The 15,070-nt window shown below is 70.1% G+C and carries 13 protein-coding genes, 1 tRNA gene and 1 pseudogene; 6 read left to right on the top strand and 9 right to left on the bottom strand.

All coding sequences use genetic code 11. The annotated features are described in order from the left end of the window. The coding region (dnaK, locus tag DQ392_RS19490) for a molecular chaperone DnaK (protein WP_114016897.1) at nucleotides 1-1,132 on the bottom strand (1,132 nt) is incomplete at its 3' end. Nucleotides 1,133-1,402: 270 nt separating this feature from the next. Between dnaK and DQ392_RS19485 the strand changes: the two genes are divergently transcribed. The 3 genes from DQ392_RS19485 to DQ392_RS19475 all read left to right on the top strand — a co-directional run bounded on the left by DQ392_RS19485 (nucleotide 1,403) and on the right by DQ392_RS19475 (nucleotide 5,889). Then, nucleotides 1,403-3,724, top strand: coding sequence for a (Fe-S)-binding protein (locus DQ392_RS19485; protein ID WP_114016896.1), 2,322 nt, complete (start codon nucleotides 1,403-1,405; stop codon nucleotides 3,722-3,724). Nucleotides 3,725-4,335: 611 nt separating this feature from the next. Beyond that, nucleotides 4,336-4,740, top strand: a complete 405-nt coding sequence (locus DQ392_RS19480; protein WP_114016895.1) for an ATP-binding protein — start codon at nucleotides 4,336-4,338, stop codon at nucleotides 4,738-4,740. 159 nt (nucleotides 4,741-4,899) lie between these two features. Further along, nucleotides 4,900-5,889 carry a Yip1 family protein gene (locus DQ392_RS19475; protein ID WP_114016894.1) on the top strand — a complete coding sequence of 330 codons (990 nt, stop codon included), beginning with the start codon at nucleotides 4,900-4,902 and terminating at the stop codon, nucleotides 5,887-5,889. A 118-nt stretch (nucleotides 5,890-6,007) separates the two neighbouring features. On the opposite strand, the gene DQ392_RS19470 is transcribed toward DQ392_RS19475, so the two are convergent. From DQ392_RS19470 to dcd, 3 genes are all read right to left on the bottom strand, one after another. After that, entirely contained in the window at nucleotides 6,008-7,543 is a 1,536-nt protein-coding gene (locus tag DQ392_RS19470; protein ID WP_114016893.1) for a ricin-type beta-trefoil lectin domain protein, read from the bottom strand. 208 nt (nucleotides 7,544-7,751) lie between these two features. Next, a complete protein-coding gene (locus tag DQ392_RS19465) occupies nucleotides 7,752-8,249 on the bottom strand; it encodes a phosphoribosyltransferase (protein ID WP_114016892.1) in 498 nt (165 codons plus the stop codon). 43 nt (nucleotides 8,250-8,292) lie between these two features. Continuing rightward, entirely contained in the window at nucleotides 8,293-8,868 is a 576-nt protein-coding gene (gene dcd, locus DQ392_RS19460) for a dCTP deaminase (RefSeq protein WP_114016891.1), read from the bottom strand. A 587-nt stretch (nucleotides 8,869-9,455) separates the two neighbouring features. On the opposite strand from dcd, the gene DQ392_RS19455 reads away from it, so the two are divergent. Next, a tRNA-Gly gene (locus tag DQ392_RS19455) sits at nucleotides 9,456-9,529 on the top strand. 50 nt (nucleotides 9,530-9,579) lie between these two features. Here DQ392_RS19455 and DQ392_RS19450 read toward each other — a convergent pair. Together DQ392_RS19450 and DQ392_RS19445 are read right to left on the bottom strand one after the other, a co-directional pair. Then, nucleotides 9,580-9,870 (bottom strand): annotated as a pseudogene (locus DQ392_RS19450) (tyrosine-type recombinase/integrase); the annotation flags it as partial. 421 nt (nucleotides 9,871-10,291) lie between these two features. Then, complete coding sequence (locus DQ392_RS19445) at nucleotides 10,292-10,759, bottom strand: MarR family winged helix-turn-helix transcriptional regulator (protein WP_181856485.1); 468 nt, start codon at nucleotides 10,757-10,759, stop codon at nucleotides 10,292-10,294. Between the two features lie 123 nt (nucleotides 10,760-10,882). On the opposite strand from DQ392_RS19445, the gene DQ392_RS19440 reads away from it, so the two are divergent. Beyond that, on the top strand, nucleotides 10,883-11,422 hold the full coding sequence (locus tag DQ392_RS19440) for a hypothetical protein (protein ID WP_114016889.1): 540 nt from the start codon (nucleotides 10,883-10,885) through the stop codon (nucleotides 11,420-11,422). Between the two features lie 266 nt (nucleotides 11,423-11,688). Next, nucleotides 11,689-12,381 carry a GAF and ANTAR domain-containing protein gene (locus tag DQ392_RS19435; protein ID WP_114016888.1) on the top strand — a complete coding sequence of 231 codons (693 nt, stop codon included), beginning with the start codon at nucleotides 11,689-11,691 and terminating at the stop codon, nucleotides 12,379-12,381. Nucleotides 12,382-12,599: 218 nt separating this feature from the next. Here the strand turns inward: DQ392_RS19435 and DQ392_RS19430 are convergent, their stop codons facing one another. From DQ392_RS19430 to DQ392_RS34835, 3 genes are all read right to left on the bottom strand, one after another. Beyond that, nucleotides 12,600-12,806, bottom strand: coding sequence for a hypothetical protein (locus DQ392_RS19430; protein WP_114016887.1), 207 nt, complete (start codon nucleotides 12,804-12,806; stop codon nucleotides 12,600-12,602). A gap of 159 nt (nucleotides 12,807-12,965) precedes the next feature. Next, nucleotides 12,966-13,496 carry a hypothetical protein gene (locus DQ392_RS19425; protein ID WP_114016886.1) on the bottom strand — a complete coding sequence of 177 codons (531 nt, stop codon included), beginning with the start codon at nucleotides 13,494-13,496 and terminating at the stop codon, nucleotides 12,966-12,968. 165 nt (nucleotides 13,497-13,661) lie between these two features. Further along, nucleotides 13,662-15,014: a response regulator transcription factor gene (locus DQ392_RS34835; RefSeq protein ID WP_220182644.1), complete on the bottom strand. Its 1,353-nt coding sequence runs from the start codon at nucleotides 15,012-15,014 to the stop codon at nucleotides 13,662-13,664. Nucleotides 15,015-15,070 lie beyond the last annotated feature (56 nt).

The following is a 15,070-nucleotide window of genomic DNA, read 5'->3' as shown; positions in this document are numbered from 1 at the left end:
TGCCGCCCTTGGTCTCGATACCGAGCGACAGCGGCGTCACGTCCAGCAGCAGGACGTCCTTGACCTCACCCTTGAGCACACCCGCCTGGAGGCTGGCACCGATGGCCACGACCTCGTCCGGGTTCACGCTCTTGTTGGCGTCCTTGCCGCCGGTCAGCTCCTTGACCAGCTCCGCGACGGCCGGCATCCGGGTCGAGCCGCCGACGAGGACCACGTGGTCGATCTGGCTGAGCTGGATGCCCGCGTCCTTGATCACGTTGTGGAACGGCGTCTTGCAGCGCTCCAGCAGATCCTGGGTCAGCTGCTGGAACTGGGCGCGCGTCAGCTTCTCGTCCAGGTGCAGCGGGCCCTCGGCGGACGCCGTGATGTAGGGCAGGTTGATCGTCGTCTCGGTGGACGAGGACAGCTCGATCTTCGCCTTCTCCGCGGCCTCGCGGAGGCGCTGGAGAGCCATCTTGTCCTTGGACAGGTCCACGCCGTGCCCGGACTGGAACTGCTTGACCAGGTAGTCGACGACGCGCTGGTCCCAGTCGTCACCGCCGAGCTGGTTGTCACCGTTGGTGGCCTTCACCTCGACGACGCCGTCGCCGATCTCCAGCAGCGAGACGTCGAACGTACCGCCACCGAGGTCGAAGACCAGGATCGTCTGGTCCTCCTTCTCCAGGCCGTACGCGAGCGCGGCGGCGGTCGGCTCGTTGACGATCCGCAGCACGTTGAGGCCCGCGATCTCGCCGGCCTCCTTGGTGGACTGGCGCTCCGCGTCGTTGAAGTACGCCGGCACGGTGATGACGGCGTCCGCGACCTTCTCGCCCAGGTAGGACTCGGCGTCCCGCTTCAGCTTCTGCAGCACGAACGCGCTGATCTGCTGCGGGTTGAAGTCCTTGTCGTCGATCCCGACCTTCCAGTCGGTGCCCATGTGGCGCTTGACCGACCGGATCGTCCGGTCGACGTTGGTGACGGCCTGGCGCTTGGCCACCTCACCGACGAGGACCTCGCCGTTCTTCGCGAAGGCCACGACGGACGGCGTGGTCCTGGCGCCCTCGGCATTGGTGATGACGGTGGGCTCACCGCCCTCGAGAACACTGACGACGGAGTTCGTCGTACCCAGGTCGATGCCGACCGCACGTGCCATTTCGGTTTCCTCCAGCTGTCTGCTGACTTTCGTCTTGAGTGAAGCTGACTCAAGAGTGCCTCACGGAAACCGACGCGTCAACAAGCATGAGTCGGGCAGGCTCAATGCTTGTGCTTACAGTGCGCGCATGGGCGGCTGCGGAACCCTTCCCCCGGGGGCGACACAAATCACCGGGACACGCGGTGCGGCGAGCAGCGGCGAGTGGGTAGTCTCATACGGACTGGATAAGTTACTGCTTAGTAAACAACCTCCGTGCTCCGAGGAGCCGATATGCAACTCGCCGCCATCGTCATCACGCTGGTCCTCAGCGCGGTCGGCGTTGCGCTCATCGCCCGCGCCGTCGCGCAGATCTACCGCTTCGTGAAGCTCGGACAGCCGCTCCCCGCGGGCACGCGCAAGGACAGTCCCAAGCAGCGAACGGCCACCCTCGTCACGGAGTTCCTCGGGCACACGAGGATGAACCGGTGGGGTGTGGTGGGCGTCGCCCACTGGTTCGTGGCGATCGGCTTCCTCACCCTCCCGCCGACGATCATCAACGCCTACGGCCAGCTCTTCCAGGCCGACTGGACGCTGCCGGTCATCGGCGGCTGGCTGCCGTACGAGATGTACATCGAGTTCATCGGCGCCGCGACCACCGTCGGCATCGCCGTCCTGATGGTGATCCGGCTGCTGAGCCTGCCCTCCCGCGCGGGCCGCAAGTCCCGCTTCGCCGGCTCGAAGGCCTGGCAGGCCTACTTCGTCGAGTACGTCATCTTCGTCATCGGCCTGGCCATCCTCGTGCTGCGCGGCCTGGAGGGCGCGCTGCACCACGTGGACGGCTACGAGCCGGCGTACTTCGTCTCCTACCCGCTGGTCGCCGCGTTCGACGGGCTGGACCTCAGCACCCTCCAGACGCTCGTCTACCTGTGGGCGCTGATCAAGCTCGGCACCACCATGATCTGGATGATCACGGTCAGCCTGAACACCAACATGGGCGTGGCCTGGCACCGGTTCCTGGCCTTCTTCAACATCTGGTTCAAGCGCGACGCGCAGGGCGGCACGGCCCTGGGCGCGCTCCAGCCGATGATGTCCGGCGGCAAGGAGATCGACTTCGAGACGGCCCTCGACGACGACAACGAGGAAGAGGTCCGCTTCGGCGCCTCCCAGGTCGAGGACTTCTCCTGGAAGGGCATCCTCGACTTCTCCACCTGCACCGAGTGCGGCCGCTGCCAGTCGCAGTGCCCCGCCTGGAACACCGGCAAGCCGCTCTCCCCGAAGCTGCTGATCATGTCGCTGCGCGACCACGCGCACGCCAAGGCCCCCTACCTGCTGGCCGGCGGCGGCAAGACGATGGAGGGCGAGGAGAAGGCCACCGACGAGCAGCTCGCCGGCGTTCCGCGCTCCGCCCTCGACGAGGCCGAGCGCCCGCTGGTCGGCACCGCCGAGGAGAACGGTGTCATCGACCCGGACGTCCTGTGGTCCTGCACCACCTGCGGCGCCTGCGTCGAGCAGTGCCCCGTCGACATCGAGCACGTCGACCACATCGTCGACATGCGCCGCTACCAGGTGATGATCGAGTCCGCGTTCCCCTCCGAGGCCGGGACGATGCTCAAGAACCTGGAGAAGAAGGGCAACCCCTGGGGCCTGGCCAAGAAGCAGCGCCTGGAGTGGACCAAGGAGGTCGACTTCGAGGTGCCGATCGTCGGCAAGACGGTCGAGGACCTCACCGAGGTCGAGTACCTGTACTGGGTCGGCTGCGCCGGCGCCCTGGAGGACCGCGCCAAGAAGACCACCAAGGCCTTCGCCGAGCTGCTGCACATCGCGGGCGTCAAGTTCGCGATCATGGGCGGCGACGAGAAATGCACCGGCGACTCGGCCCGCCGCCTGGGCAACGAGTTCCTCTTCCAGCAGCTGGGCGAGGAGAACGTCGCCAACCTCAACGCGGCGTTCGGTGAGGACGCGGACGAGGGCGTCACCGTGGAGACGTCGAAGAAGAAGATCGTCGCCACCTGCCCGCACTGCTTCAACACGCTCTCCAAGGAGTACCCGCAGCTGGGCGGCCACTACGAGGTCATCCACCACACCCAGCTGCTCCAGCACCTCATCGACGAGGGCAAGCTCGTGCCGGTCACCCCCGTCGAGGGGCTGATCACCTACCACGACCCGTGCTACCTGGGCCGCCACAACAAGGTCTACACGCCCCCGCGCGAGATCATCGGACGCGTGCCGGGCCTGCGGAACGAGGAGATGCACCGGCACAAGGAGCGCGGCTTCTGCTGCGGTGCGGGCGGTGCGCGCATGTGGATGGAGGAGCGCATCGGCAAGCGCATCAACAACGAGCGCGTGGACGAGGCGCTGTCCTTGAACCCGGACATCATCTCCACGGCCTGCCCGTTCTGCCTCGTCATGCTCACCGACTCCGTCAACGGCAAGAAGGGCGCGGCCGAGGACGGCTCCGCCACGGGCGGCAAGGCCAAGGAGAACCTCCAGGTCGTCGACGTCGCCCAGCTCCTGCTGGACTCCGTCAGGACACCGCCGGCCGACCCGCCCGCCGACGACGGCCAGACCGCTGAGGACCCGGACCCGGAGCCCGAACCGGAACCCGCGAAGTAGCCGGCGGACGGCGCGGGGCCGCGACCGGCCGCGCGCCGCCCGCCCGCCGACCGCGCGTCGCCCGGCGTCGCCCTCCCGGCTGCCGATGGCCGGTCCCGTACCCACGGGACCGGCCATTGCGCGTTTTCCGGCAAGTCGTGGTCAAATGCGATCAGTTACCGCACCACACGAGCCAAACCGCTGTCGCGGTATACCCATAGCCGCGTGCCGGGCCTAGCCTCGCCTCATCGCGCACGCACGTGGCGCGGCGGTACGCGGTAGCACGCGCGGGCGCGCTCGGCGAGCGGACCGGAACGCGAGGAGGAACACCAGGTGGCGGACCGCGAGGCCCCGGATCACAGGGCCGAGGACGGGCCTCACGAGTGTCATGCGCGGCGCGCGTGGCACGGGCTTCGCGAGCGCCACCGGCTTCGCGAGCGTCACCGCTCTCGCGCGCACCACCGGCCTGGCGAGCGTCACGGGCGGCCTGGCCGGAAAGACCGGGCGGACCGGGGAGACCGGGCGGGTCAGGCAGATCGGGCGGGTCGGGCGGGGCACGCAGGTCAGGCGGGTCACGCGGGCCGGGCGGGCGGGAGAGACCGGACGGGCCGCTGTCGGGAGGAGGGTGCCGCATGCTGAGCCCCGAACTCCTGTGCAGGCTCCGTTTCACCCTCCGCACCCTGCCGCGGCTGCGCGCCGAGGTGGAGGCGTGCGCGGCCTCCGCGGGGCTCGGCGAGCCGCGCCGCGGCGAGTTCGTGGTCGCGGTCGACGCCGTCGCCACCAACGCCGTCGAACACGCGGGCGGCGGCGGCCGCCTCGTCCTGCGCAACCTGGGCAACGAGTTGGAGTGCGAGGTCGCCGACTCGGGCCCGGGCTTCACCGAGGACGTCATCCCCGAACTGCTCCCCGGCCTCGACGGCGCCCCCAGCGGCCGCGGGCTGTGGCTGGCCAAACTGGTGACCGACCGGCTCACCGTGGCCGACGCGGCCGACCAGGGCTCCGTCGTCACCTTCGCCGTCCGGCTCCCCGAGGGCTGAACCCCCCTCCGGCTCAGCCCCTGGTGGGGCCGGCTCCACCCCGGGGTGGACCTGGCACCACCGGGTCCCCCTAGGGGATGTCACAGCTCAGCAGCGATGTCCGGCCATCTCACCCGGCTGTGGCGCACGCGGTCCGCGTGAGAGGGTACGTTCGAGAACGTGGCTGGATTCAGGAGCGGACGCGGCCGGGGCTCCCGGGGCGCGCAGCAGCATGGGCAGTACCCGCAGCACCCCTCGGGTCCGCCGTACCCGCAGCAGGGTCACGGCCCCGGTGCCGGACGCGGTGCGGGGCCGGGCGCCTGGCAGGGCGGCGGGCCAGGACACGGCGAGCCCGAGTACTTCGGCGAACCGCAGCCACAGCCCCCGCACCCCTACCCGCAGCACGGGTCGCCGTACGGCGCCCCCGCGGGCCCCGGCGGCCCCGGCGCGCCGCAGGGGTGGCACGGGCAGGACCCGCGCGCCAACAACCCCGGCCACACCCAGTCGTTCAGCATCAACGAGCCGTACGGCCCCGAGGGCCCCGGCCCCGGCCCCCAGGGCGGCCCAGGCGGCTACTACAGCGACGGCGCCACCTACCACGCGGGCAACTCCCCTGTCCCGCCCGCCGGGCCCCGGCTGCACTGGAAGGACCTGCTGTCCGGGATCGTCATGCGCCCCAACGCCACGTTCTGGCAGATGCGCGACTACCCGGTGTGGGGTCCGGCGCTGATCATCACCTTCGTCTACGGGCTGCTCGCGGTCTTCGGCCTCGACAAGGCCCGCGAGGACGTCATCAACACGACGATCGGGCAGGCCATCCCGTACGTGCTGACGACCGGCGTCGCCGTCGTCATCGCCGGGCTCGTCCTCGGCGCCGTCACCCACACCCTGGCCCGCCAGTTCGGCGGGGACGGCGCGTGGCAGCCCACCGTCGGGCTCGCCATGCTGATCATGTCGCTCACGGACGCGCCGCGGCTGCTGTTCGCCCTCTTCCTGGGCGGGACGGCGCCCGTGGTCCAGGTCCTCGGGTGGGCGACCTGGGTGCTCGCCGGGTTCCTGTTCACCTCGATGGTGAGCCGCTCCCACGACCTCCCCTGGCCCCGCGCCCTGGGCGCCAGCGCCATCCAGCTCCTCGCCCTGCTCTTCCTGATCAAGCTGGGCACGCTGTAACGGGACAGACCCTCCGAACGCGCCGTGAGCGCACCCGGCGGCCCCCGCCTCACTTCCGGCGAGGGCCGCCGGGCCCACTCAACCGGCTCGCTCCACCGGCCGCACCGGCTCCACCGACTCAGCCGGCGAAACGCTGGGCCGCCGAGCCGTCGCACGGCGCGAGCCGCGCCCGGTCCTCCAGCCCCGCCAGTGCCACGCACAGCCCGGTGTCGGAGGCGGGCCGCAGCGTCGCGCCGTCCCGCACGAACCGCTGGGCGCCGGCGTCGGAACAGTCGCCGAGCTCCAGCCCGGCCCCGTCCCTGACCTCGCCCTCGCTGCGCACGCACCGGTCGTGGGTCTGCCCCGCGTACAGCGACTGGCCCTGCGCGTCGTACCACCACAGCTGGTTGCGCTGGCCCGGCTTGCAGGACCAGCCGCGTACGTCGGTGCCCACAGCGCTCGCGCCGCTGTCCGCGTCGAGGCAGGTGCCGGTGTCCTCGTTGCGCAGCCGCTCGAAGGCGTCGTCCCAGGCCAGCTCGTACAGCTGGGGCTTACCCGCGCCCCGCGGGTCGGCGCAGGAGCCCTCGCGGGCGCCCTGCTGACCGGACTGGTACATCTTCGTGAAGCACGTGGCGAAGGCGCCGTGGCCCCGCTCGTTCGGGTGGAAGGACTGCCGGACTGAGTTGGCGTCCGGCGGGATCGGGTTGGACAGGTCCACGTACAGGCCGCGCGCCCAGGTGTTCTCCATGCACACCTCGTGCCCGTGGAAGAGGCGGGACGCGTCCAGGTAGCTCGCCCCGGTGCGCTGGGCGGCCGCACGGATGCCCTTCTCGAACTTGGGCACCGCCGTGTTCCGGCCCCACGCGGCGTCGCTGGTGTACCCGACGCAGCCGCCGACGAGCTTGCCGGGGAAGTCCGGGTTGTCCTTGACGTCGGGGCCGATCGGGCTGGGGTAGCCCATGACGACGAGCTGGTAGTCGCCGTCGGCGTACCCCGCCTCGCGCATCACCGTGCGCAGGTCGTTGATCGTGCCCTCGACCTTGGGCACGAGCCCGTCGACCCTGGCGTCCCAGCCGGCGTCGTACTGGGGTTCGCACCGGCCCTGGAGCGTCAGGTACCGCGTGACGCAGTCCGTCATCACCGGCCCGAACTGGAGATCGTCGTTGGCGCCGACGACCAGCTCGATCTGCTTGAGCCGCGTGTTGCGGGCCTTGATGGCGAGACTGTCGCTCTGCACCAGCTCGTCGGGGTACTGCTTGGTGCCGCCGATCCGGATGTTCTCGGTGCTCGCCCCCGAGCAGGCGACGTTGTACGAGACGTCCACGTCGATGCCCGTACGGTGCACGGCCGAATCCGGCGACCTGTGGCACCAGTTGTCGGGTCCGTCGGTCCCCGGCTCGTACGTGCCCACGCCCTCGCCGGAGATCTCGCTGTCCCCGAGCGAGATCACACCCGCCTTGCGCTCGTCCAACGGCGGAGCCTCCGGGCTGCCGTAGAGCTCCTGCGCCTCCTTCGCCCGGATCTCCTCCAGCTCCGGCGGCAACGGCGTACCAGCCGCCTTCGCCGCCACCTTCGCGTCTCCCCCACTCACGGGCGCGGCCGCCGCCGCACCCGCCCCTCCGAGCACCACGACCAGAGCCGCCGCGAGCGCTGTCGCGGGTCTCATCCGAGCCATGAGCGCGGGTCTCACACGAGCCATGAGGTGGTCTCCCTACGGCCGGCAACTTGTTGTTACCAGCGGTTCTTACCGGCTGGTACCCGAAAAGGGAACCACCCGTGCAGGGATCACTACGCAGCGCGCAAACGTCCTCGTCCCGACGGACGGGACGAGGACGCGGTACCGGTACGGCTCAGGGGTGCCGGCCGACCCCACGGCTCGGCTCTCAGGCGTCGAGGACCTGGCCCTCCCGGTGGACGACCGGGGGCTCGACGGACCACGGGAAGTTGATCCACTGATCGGTGCGCTTCCAGACGTAGTCGCACTTCACCAGCGACTGCGACTTCTCGTAGATCACCGCGCTGCGCGCCTCGGCCACGTGCTCCGCACAGAAGTCCTGCACCAGCTTGAGGGTCTTCCCGGTGTCGGCGACGTCGTCGGCGATCAGCACCTTCTTGCGGCTCAGATCGACGATGTTGGGGACGGGCGGCAACATCACCGGCATAGCGAGCGTTTCACCCACACCGGTATAGAACTCGACATTCATGACATGGAGATTCTTCACGTCGAGTGCGTAACCGAGCCCGCCCGCCACGAAGAGACCGCCACGGGCGATGGAGAGGATGATGTCGGGCTCGTACTCGTCGTCGGCCACGCTCTGCGCCAGCTCCCGGATGGCCTGGCCGAAGAGGCTGTACGTCAGGTTCTCGCGCTCGTCACTCACAGGAATCTCTCTTGCTTCGCTTGCTCGCTGTCGGGCCCGGCGCTCAGACGTGGGTCCGGTGGAAGTTCTGATACGAACGGGAGGGCGTGGGCCCACGCTGGTTCTGATAACGGGAGCCGTACTGCGGCGACCCGTACGGAAACTCGGCCGGGGACGTCAGCCGGAACATGCACAACTGGCCGATCTTCATCCCCGGCCACAGCTTCATGGGGAGCGTCGCCACGTTCGACAGCTCCAGCGTCACGTGCCCGGAGAAGCCCGGGTCGATGAACCCGGCCGTCGAGTGCGTGAGCAGACCCAGCCGGCCCAGCGAGCTCTTCCCCTCCAGCCGCGAGGCGACATCCTCGGGAAGCGAGATCACCTCGTACGTGGAGGCCAGCACGAACTCCCCGGGGTGCAGGATGAACGGCTCGTCCCCCTCGGCCTCGATCAGCCGCGTGAGGTCACGCTGCTCGACGGCCGGGTCGATGTGCGGATAGCGGTGGTTCTCGAACACCCGGAAGAAGCGGTCCAGCCGCACATCGATACTGGACGGCTGCACCATGGCCGGATCGTACGGATCGATCCGCACCCGGCCGGCGTCGATCTCGGCCCGGATGTCCTTGTCTGAGAGAAGCACGGGCCGAGACTACGCGCACGAGTCGGGGCCGGCCCAATCGGACCGGCCCCGGTGGCGGCGGGGGCCTCCCTCCCCGCCTTCGCGGTCACTCCCCGCCTTCGCGGATCGCTCCCGTGCGTCGCTCACGGACGGGTGACGGTCGCCACGGCCGACCACGGCCGCCCGCCGTCGGACACCCATCGATCAGCCGCTCATCCTTCGCGCTGCCGCCCCACGGGAACCGCCTGCCGCAACCGCCCGCAGCGCGGGCAGCGCAACAGCCGCCCGGGGCCGATCCGGGAGGATCCGAGATGCTGCATCGGGAACGTCGAGGTGCTGAACACATGGCCCTCGGCACACCGGACGACGGTGGTTTCCATCGCTTCCCTCTCCCCAGTCACGTGGATGCGTGGACGACAAAAGCCACGTTAGGGGATGAGTCCGACGCCCTCACCGTCGGCACTCCGCCACCACCGTACGCCCCTCAACTCCCTTGCCACGGGCGTGGACAACAGCTGAGCGACAGCAAGAAGGCCCAGGCCATATGCGGCCCGGGCCTCCCATGCGGTACAGTGTCTCGCGAAGAGCCAACCCCTCATCGGCTCCTCGCGGGCGTAGTTTAATGGTAGAACATGAGCTTCCCAAGCTCAGAGCGCGGGTTCGATTCCCGTCGCCCGCTCCACGACGAAGACCCAGGTCAGCGACCTGGGTCTTGTTTGTTGTCGGGGGCGGTTACGTGTCCCGTGCCCGTTGCGTGCCCGATGGTGGTGCCGCCCTGTTCCCATCGGTGCGTGCCCGACGAGCCTGTACGTAGGCGTCGATGCCGTCGGCCACCTCACGCTGCCGGTCGTCGTTCGAGTGCTGGTACCGCAGCGCCGCCTTCTGCGAGGACTGGCCGGCTCGAACCATGGTGTCCTTCAGGGTGGCGCCCGACCGCGTCGAGATCGTGTGGCCTGTGCGACGTCGGTCGTAGAAGCGAAAGGTGGTCGGCAGGCCCACGTTCTCTCGTACCTTCCGCCACTTCCAGCGCGCAGAGTCGTTCCTCGGTGTCCGTACAACGGAACGATGAGAGCTATCCGTCTGGACGAGCTTGCTTCTCGGCGTGTGCGGTGACCGCATCACCGCCAAGCGCCCCTCTCGCGCCGAACAGGAAAGGCCCGCCGCGTCGGCCGCCCCAGACCGCACGCGAGCAAGCTCGGGTCGCACGCGAACAACCGCGCACCGCACGCGAACAAGCGTGGATCACACGCGAGCTACCGCGGGCCGTCCGCCGCAGTGACCCTCGATGAGGGCGCGGTCCGAGGTCCCAGCTGCTCAAGGGGGATACCCGCCTGCAAAGCGGGGTCGCGAAGGTCGCCCGGCCGGGGATGCATGCGCCGACGGTGTGACGTGGAACGGGTGGGCGCTCGACCGCGGTTCGGCCGGGCGAGTTCGGCTTTAGGGGCTACGGGGCGGTTGGGGGTGTGGCCGTGTCGGGGAACCGGCGCGGCGGGTGGTCGGTGACGAGGAGTTGGTGGAGGCGGGCGAGTGCGGACAGGAGGGTGTCTCGTTCGTTGTCGTCGACACCGGCCAGCGCGGTGGTCAGGGCGTTGCCGGCGTGTGCGGCGCGGCGCTGTTCGCTGGCGGCGCGGATGGCCTCGGTGAGGTCGACCAGGGTTTTGCGGCCGTCGGCCGGATCGGCGGTGGTGGTGACCCAGTCGCGGCCGGCCAGGGTGCGCACGCTGGTGGAGACGCGGCTCTGTGCCAGTCCTGTGCGCTTGGCGATGTCGCCGACGGTGCTGCGGCGGTGCAGGAAGAGGTCCTGGAGGACCAGGAACTCGCCGGGGGCGAGGTTGAGTGCGTTCGCGCCCATGCCTTCGAGGGCGATCTCGGCCAGGCGGCGGCCGAGTTGGTACAGGTCGCTCATCTCCATCCCTCCAAAGTACATCTTCAGGTATGCATCTCTACGGATACATCTTGACAGATCAATCTCTTAGGATGCATCTTGGCGGAGGTCGAAAGGGGCCGCAAGCCCGGAACGCATTGGAGAACCACCATGAGCCTCAGCGATTACCTGCTCTACACCGGCGTGTTCGTCGCGATCCTCGCCACTCAGCTCGGCACACGGCGCCCGGACGCCAGGCGGCTGCTGCTGCCCGTCGCGATCGTCGCGGGGGTGGGGTTCAAATACCTCAAGGAGATACCGGCCGGGAGCACGGCCCACTTGATCGAGGGGGCCGGACTCGTGCTCGGGCTGTTGTTCGGTGCCGCTTCGATCGCCCTGATCGAGGTCCGTCGCGACCCGGCCGACTCCCGTCTGGTCACCGTCGCGGGCTGGCCCTACGCCGCACTGTGGACGCTCGCGATGGCGCTGCGCATGGGCTTCGCCTACGGCTCGACCCACTGGTTCACGCACGCACTGGCCTCGTTCTCCATGCGGCATCACGTTCCGGCCGCCACGTATGGCACCGCCTTCGTCCTCATGGTCCTGGCCATGATCGCCGTCCGCACCGTGGGTGTTCTTGTCCGCGCCCGCCTCGTGGGTGCCACCGTCGACTTCGGCGCCCTGGGCATCGCCCGCCGGTTCGCACGCTGAGCTTCCCGGCGGTGACGGCCTTCGCGGCACGGGCGGGAGTGGCAGAGGGAACCCGGTCGAACGCGCCGCAGCCGCACTGCGCGACGTCGCCGAGCCCAGCGACTCCGGGTTGTCGACCAGGCGCCTGAGGCGAAGACGCCCAAGGTGTCCAGGACGGCAAAGGCACCGGGCCGACAGGGCACCGCAGAGCCGCCAGGCCGCGTGAGGACCCGCGAACCCGGGTATGCGCCGCTTCCGGCCGGATACGGCGAGGGAAGGAGAACGCCATGGGCTGGGAGAATTTCGCCACCCAGATGGCGGCAATGGCCCGTGACCTGCTGTCGCAGGACTCGGTCGACGCGACGCTGGAGCGCATCACCGGCTCCGCGGTGGAGATCGTCGAGGGGTGCGACGCCGCCGGAATCCTGATCCTGCACGGCCGCCGGGTCCAGTCGCTGGCTCCCACCGAGGACCTCGTCGTACGTAGTGACGCACTGCAAGAGCGTCTCAGCGAAGGCCCGTGTTTCGACGCTGCCCGGCACGACGGCGAAGAGCGCGTCTTCCGTATCGAGGACATGACCGCCTACCAGGACCGGTGGCCCGGCTACGTGGCCCAGGCCCGCGCGCTCGGCGTCGGCAGCATGATGGGTTTTCTCCTCTACACCGAGGACGAGGAACTCGGAGCCCTCAACCTCTACGCCAGGCAACCGGCCGCCTTCAGCGCCGGGAGCGAGACTTCCGGCTGGCTACTGGCCTCCCACGCCGCCGTCGCCCTCTCCAGCGCCCGCAACGCCGCCCAGCTGCACCAAGCCCTCGACACCCGCCACACCATCGGTCAGGCCATGGGCATCCTCATCGAACGGCACGATCTGACCGAGGACGACGCCTTCACCGCCATGCGGCGCCTGTCCCAGGAGCGGAACACGAAGCTCCGCGACATAGCCCGTCAAGTGTGCGAAACCGGCGGCACGAAGATCTGATACCCGACGCCCGTGTGGCGGCGGCCTCTGCGGGGGCGGGCGGTTTCGTCGCGGAGGGCGAGGTCGGCTTCCCGGGCGCTGACGACTTGCCGGGCGGCCTGCGGGCGCGGGGACACGGATCGCCTTCCGGCCTCTCCACGGTGTCGCCGGGAGAGACCACCGCGCGGGACACTCATGGACGACTACCGGCAGCCGTCTTGCAGGACGTGCATGGACGACTACCGGCACCGGCCGTCGAAGCGGCGCATGAGTTCTCCGCCACTCCGGTAGCCCCAGACGCCGGCGCCGGAGGCTAGGGGCCACACCACGACAGCCGGTGCCCCGAGCAGGGAGAGCAGCGCGCCGATGACGGTGAACGCGGTGGTGGCGCCCCCGAAGCAGAGCCCCAGCCGCAGCCGTTCGTGCGGATCCCTCTCGCCGTCCATCACGCCTCCCCTCACTTGACGTCTGCCCCCGGGAAGGCTTCGGACACGCCGCCGCGAGTCGCGCGGAACGCGGTCGGCTCTGGTGGCCGGCGGGGGACGGCGTGCCAACGCGTCGGACGGCCCGAAGAGCGGAAGCCCATGCCGGCGTGGGGCGTCGTGTCAGCTGTACGTCCAGCGCCAGGCGTTCGAGCTGTAGGCGCACTTGATGGAACGGCCGCTCGCGGTGGACGTCGTGGCTCCGTGGTCGCTGTTGCGGCAGAACTGGCCTGCTGCGTAGCAGTTGCCCGAGTTCGAGGTGATGGTGCAGCTGCTGTCGGCGCTGTCCTGACTGCTGCTGCCGCCACCGCTGCCGCTCCCCGGGTCGGCGGCGGGAGCGGTGGCGGTCTTGGTGGCGGTGACCGTAGGGGCGGGTTCCGGTTTCGCCTCGACGGTCTTGGTGACGGTCGGACGGGGCTGCGGCTTGGGCTTGGCCGTGGTGGTCGCGGTGATCGTCGCTGCGGGCTCGGCCGTGTGCGCGGTGGTTTGTTGCCCCTCGGCCCCGGCGGAGCCGATGGCCACGCCTCCGAGGAAGAGTGCCGAGCCCACGACCCACACGAGTGCGCGCTTGCGGAGCGGGCGGCTGTCCGGTGTGCCGGGTGGGCGTGGAGCCGGCGGTATCGGCGGTATCGGTGCCGTGTGCGGATTGTTCATGACATCCCCCCAGAGCGTTTTGGGTGAAGTGACCGTAGTGCTCGGGGAAAGGAAATGTGAGAGACGTGCGAGAGAAGTGACTTTTCTGTGACCATCCGCCAGGCGGTGGACAGCTCGGGGCGCGCCCGATCCGCAGCGGCGGGCAGCGGGCTCCGCTCGCCGCCTTCAGGCGCGGGCGCCACCGCTACCGCTTTCGCCACCGCTTCCGCCTTCGCGCCCGCTCCCGCCGTCGCGCTCGCCTCCGCCTGCACCTCCGCGCCGGCGGTCAAGGCCGCCTTCGCGCTCGCTCCCGCCTCCGCCTTCGCGTTCGCGTTCGCGTTCGCGTTCGTTGAGGATGTCGAGGATGCGGCCGGCGTGGCCGTGGCCCTCGCGGGGGGTCTCGGTGTCGGCAGGTGGCCGGGGGGCGGACGGGGAGCGGTAGAAGTAGCCGATGCCGCGGGCCGAGACGATGGCGTCGCCGCCCAGCGGTGTGGCGTCCAGTTTGCGGCGCAGCCGCGAGACGGCGAACTTCACCCGCGAGAAGGCGGCTGCTTCGGGGTCGTTCCACGCCGCGGCCAGCAGGCGCCCGAAGGGCTGGACCGCGCCGGCGTTGCGTACCAGCAGGTCCAGCAGGCGGAACTCGATGGGGGTCAGTTCCAGCGGTTGGCCGACGACGTGGGCTTCCAGGCTGAGGGAGTCGAGCCGGAGCAGGCCGTCTTCCCAGACGGCCGGCTCGTGCGCCGTTTCGCCGTGTCGGCGCAGTACCCGCGCCATGCGTGCCAAAAGTTCCCTGGGGCTGCACGGCTTGACGACGTAGTCGTCCGCGCCGGCGGCGAGTCCGATGACGAGGTCCTGGTCGTCGCCGCGCGCGGTCAGGAAGATCACCGGGATGTCGCTGACGCTGCGCAGGCGCCGTAGCACTTCGATGCCGTCGATGCCCGGCAGCATGATGTCGAGCAGGACGATGTCCGGGCGTCGGGCGTACGCCTCCCGGAGGCCGGTGGAGCCGTCGTACGCGTGACTGACCTGGTAGCCGCCGCTGCGGGACAGCGCCGCCTCCAGCGCCGCGACGAGGGCTTCGTCGTCCTCGATCAGCAGTGCGCGCGGGCGGCGGCGCGGGCCGCCGCCCGGGACGGCGCGCACGGCCGCGGGAACGGAGCCGGGCGGGAGGGCGGGCAGGGCGGAAGCCGCGGGTGACGGGGTGGTGTTCGCGTCGTTCGACCGGAGCGCGTCGGCGGACGGCGTCGCGTCCGTCAACCGGATCGTGTCGACGTCGCGGGCGGTGACCCCCTGGCCGATCAGGAAGTCGAGCGCCGCCTGGTAGCACGGGTCGCACAGCCGGGTCTCGCGGCGGTTCAGCACGATGACGAAGCGGGCCGTGCGGCCGCAGGAGTGGCCGGCGACGTGCGTCGCGCACGGCCCGGCGAACGCGGCGGCGCCCGCTTCCCGTACGCGGCGCCGCGTGCGGCGGGCGGCTGAGCGGCACGTGTCGGAGCAGTAGCGGCGGGGCCGTCCCACCCTGGCGGGTGCGGGCAGCACGGTTCCACACGCGTGGCATCGGGCCGCGGCAGCGTCCACGTGCGGTCTTCCTCCTC

It is taken from the genome of Streptomyces reniochalinae (assembly GCF_003323735.1).
GTDB classification, from domain to species: Bacteria; Actinomycetota; Actinomycetes; order Streptomycetales; family Streptomycetaceae; genus Streptomyces; species Streptomyces reniochalinae.
This window is presented reverse-complemented; position numbering and strand designations above follow the sequence as displayed.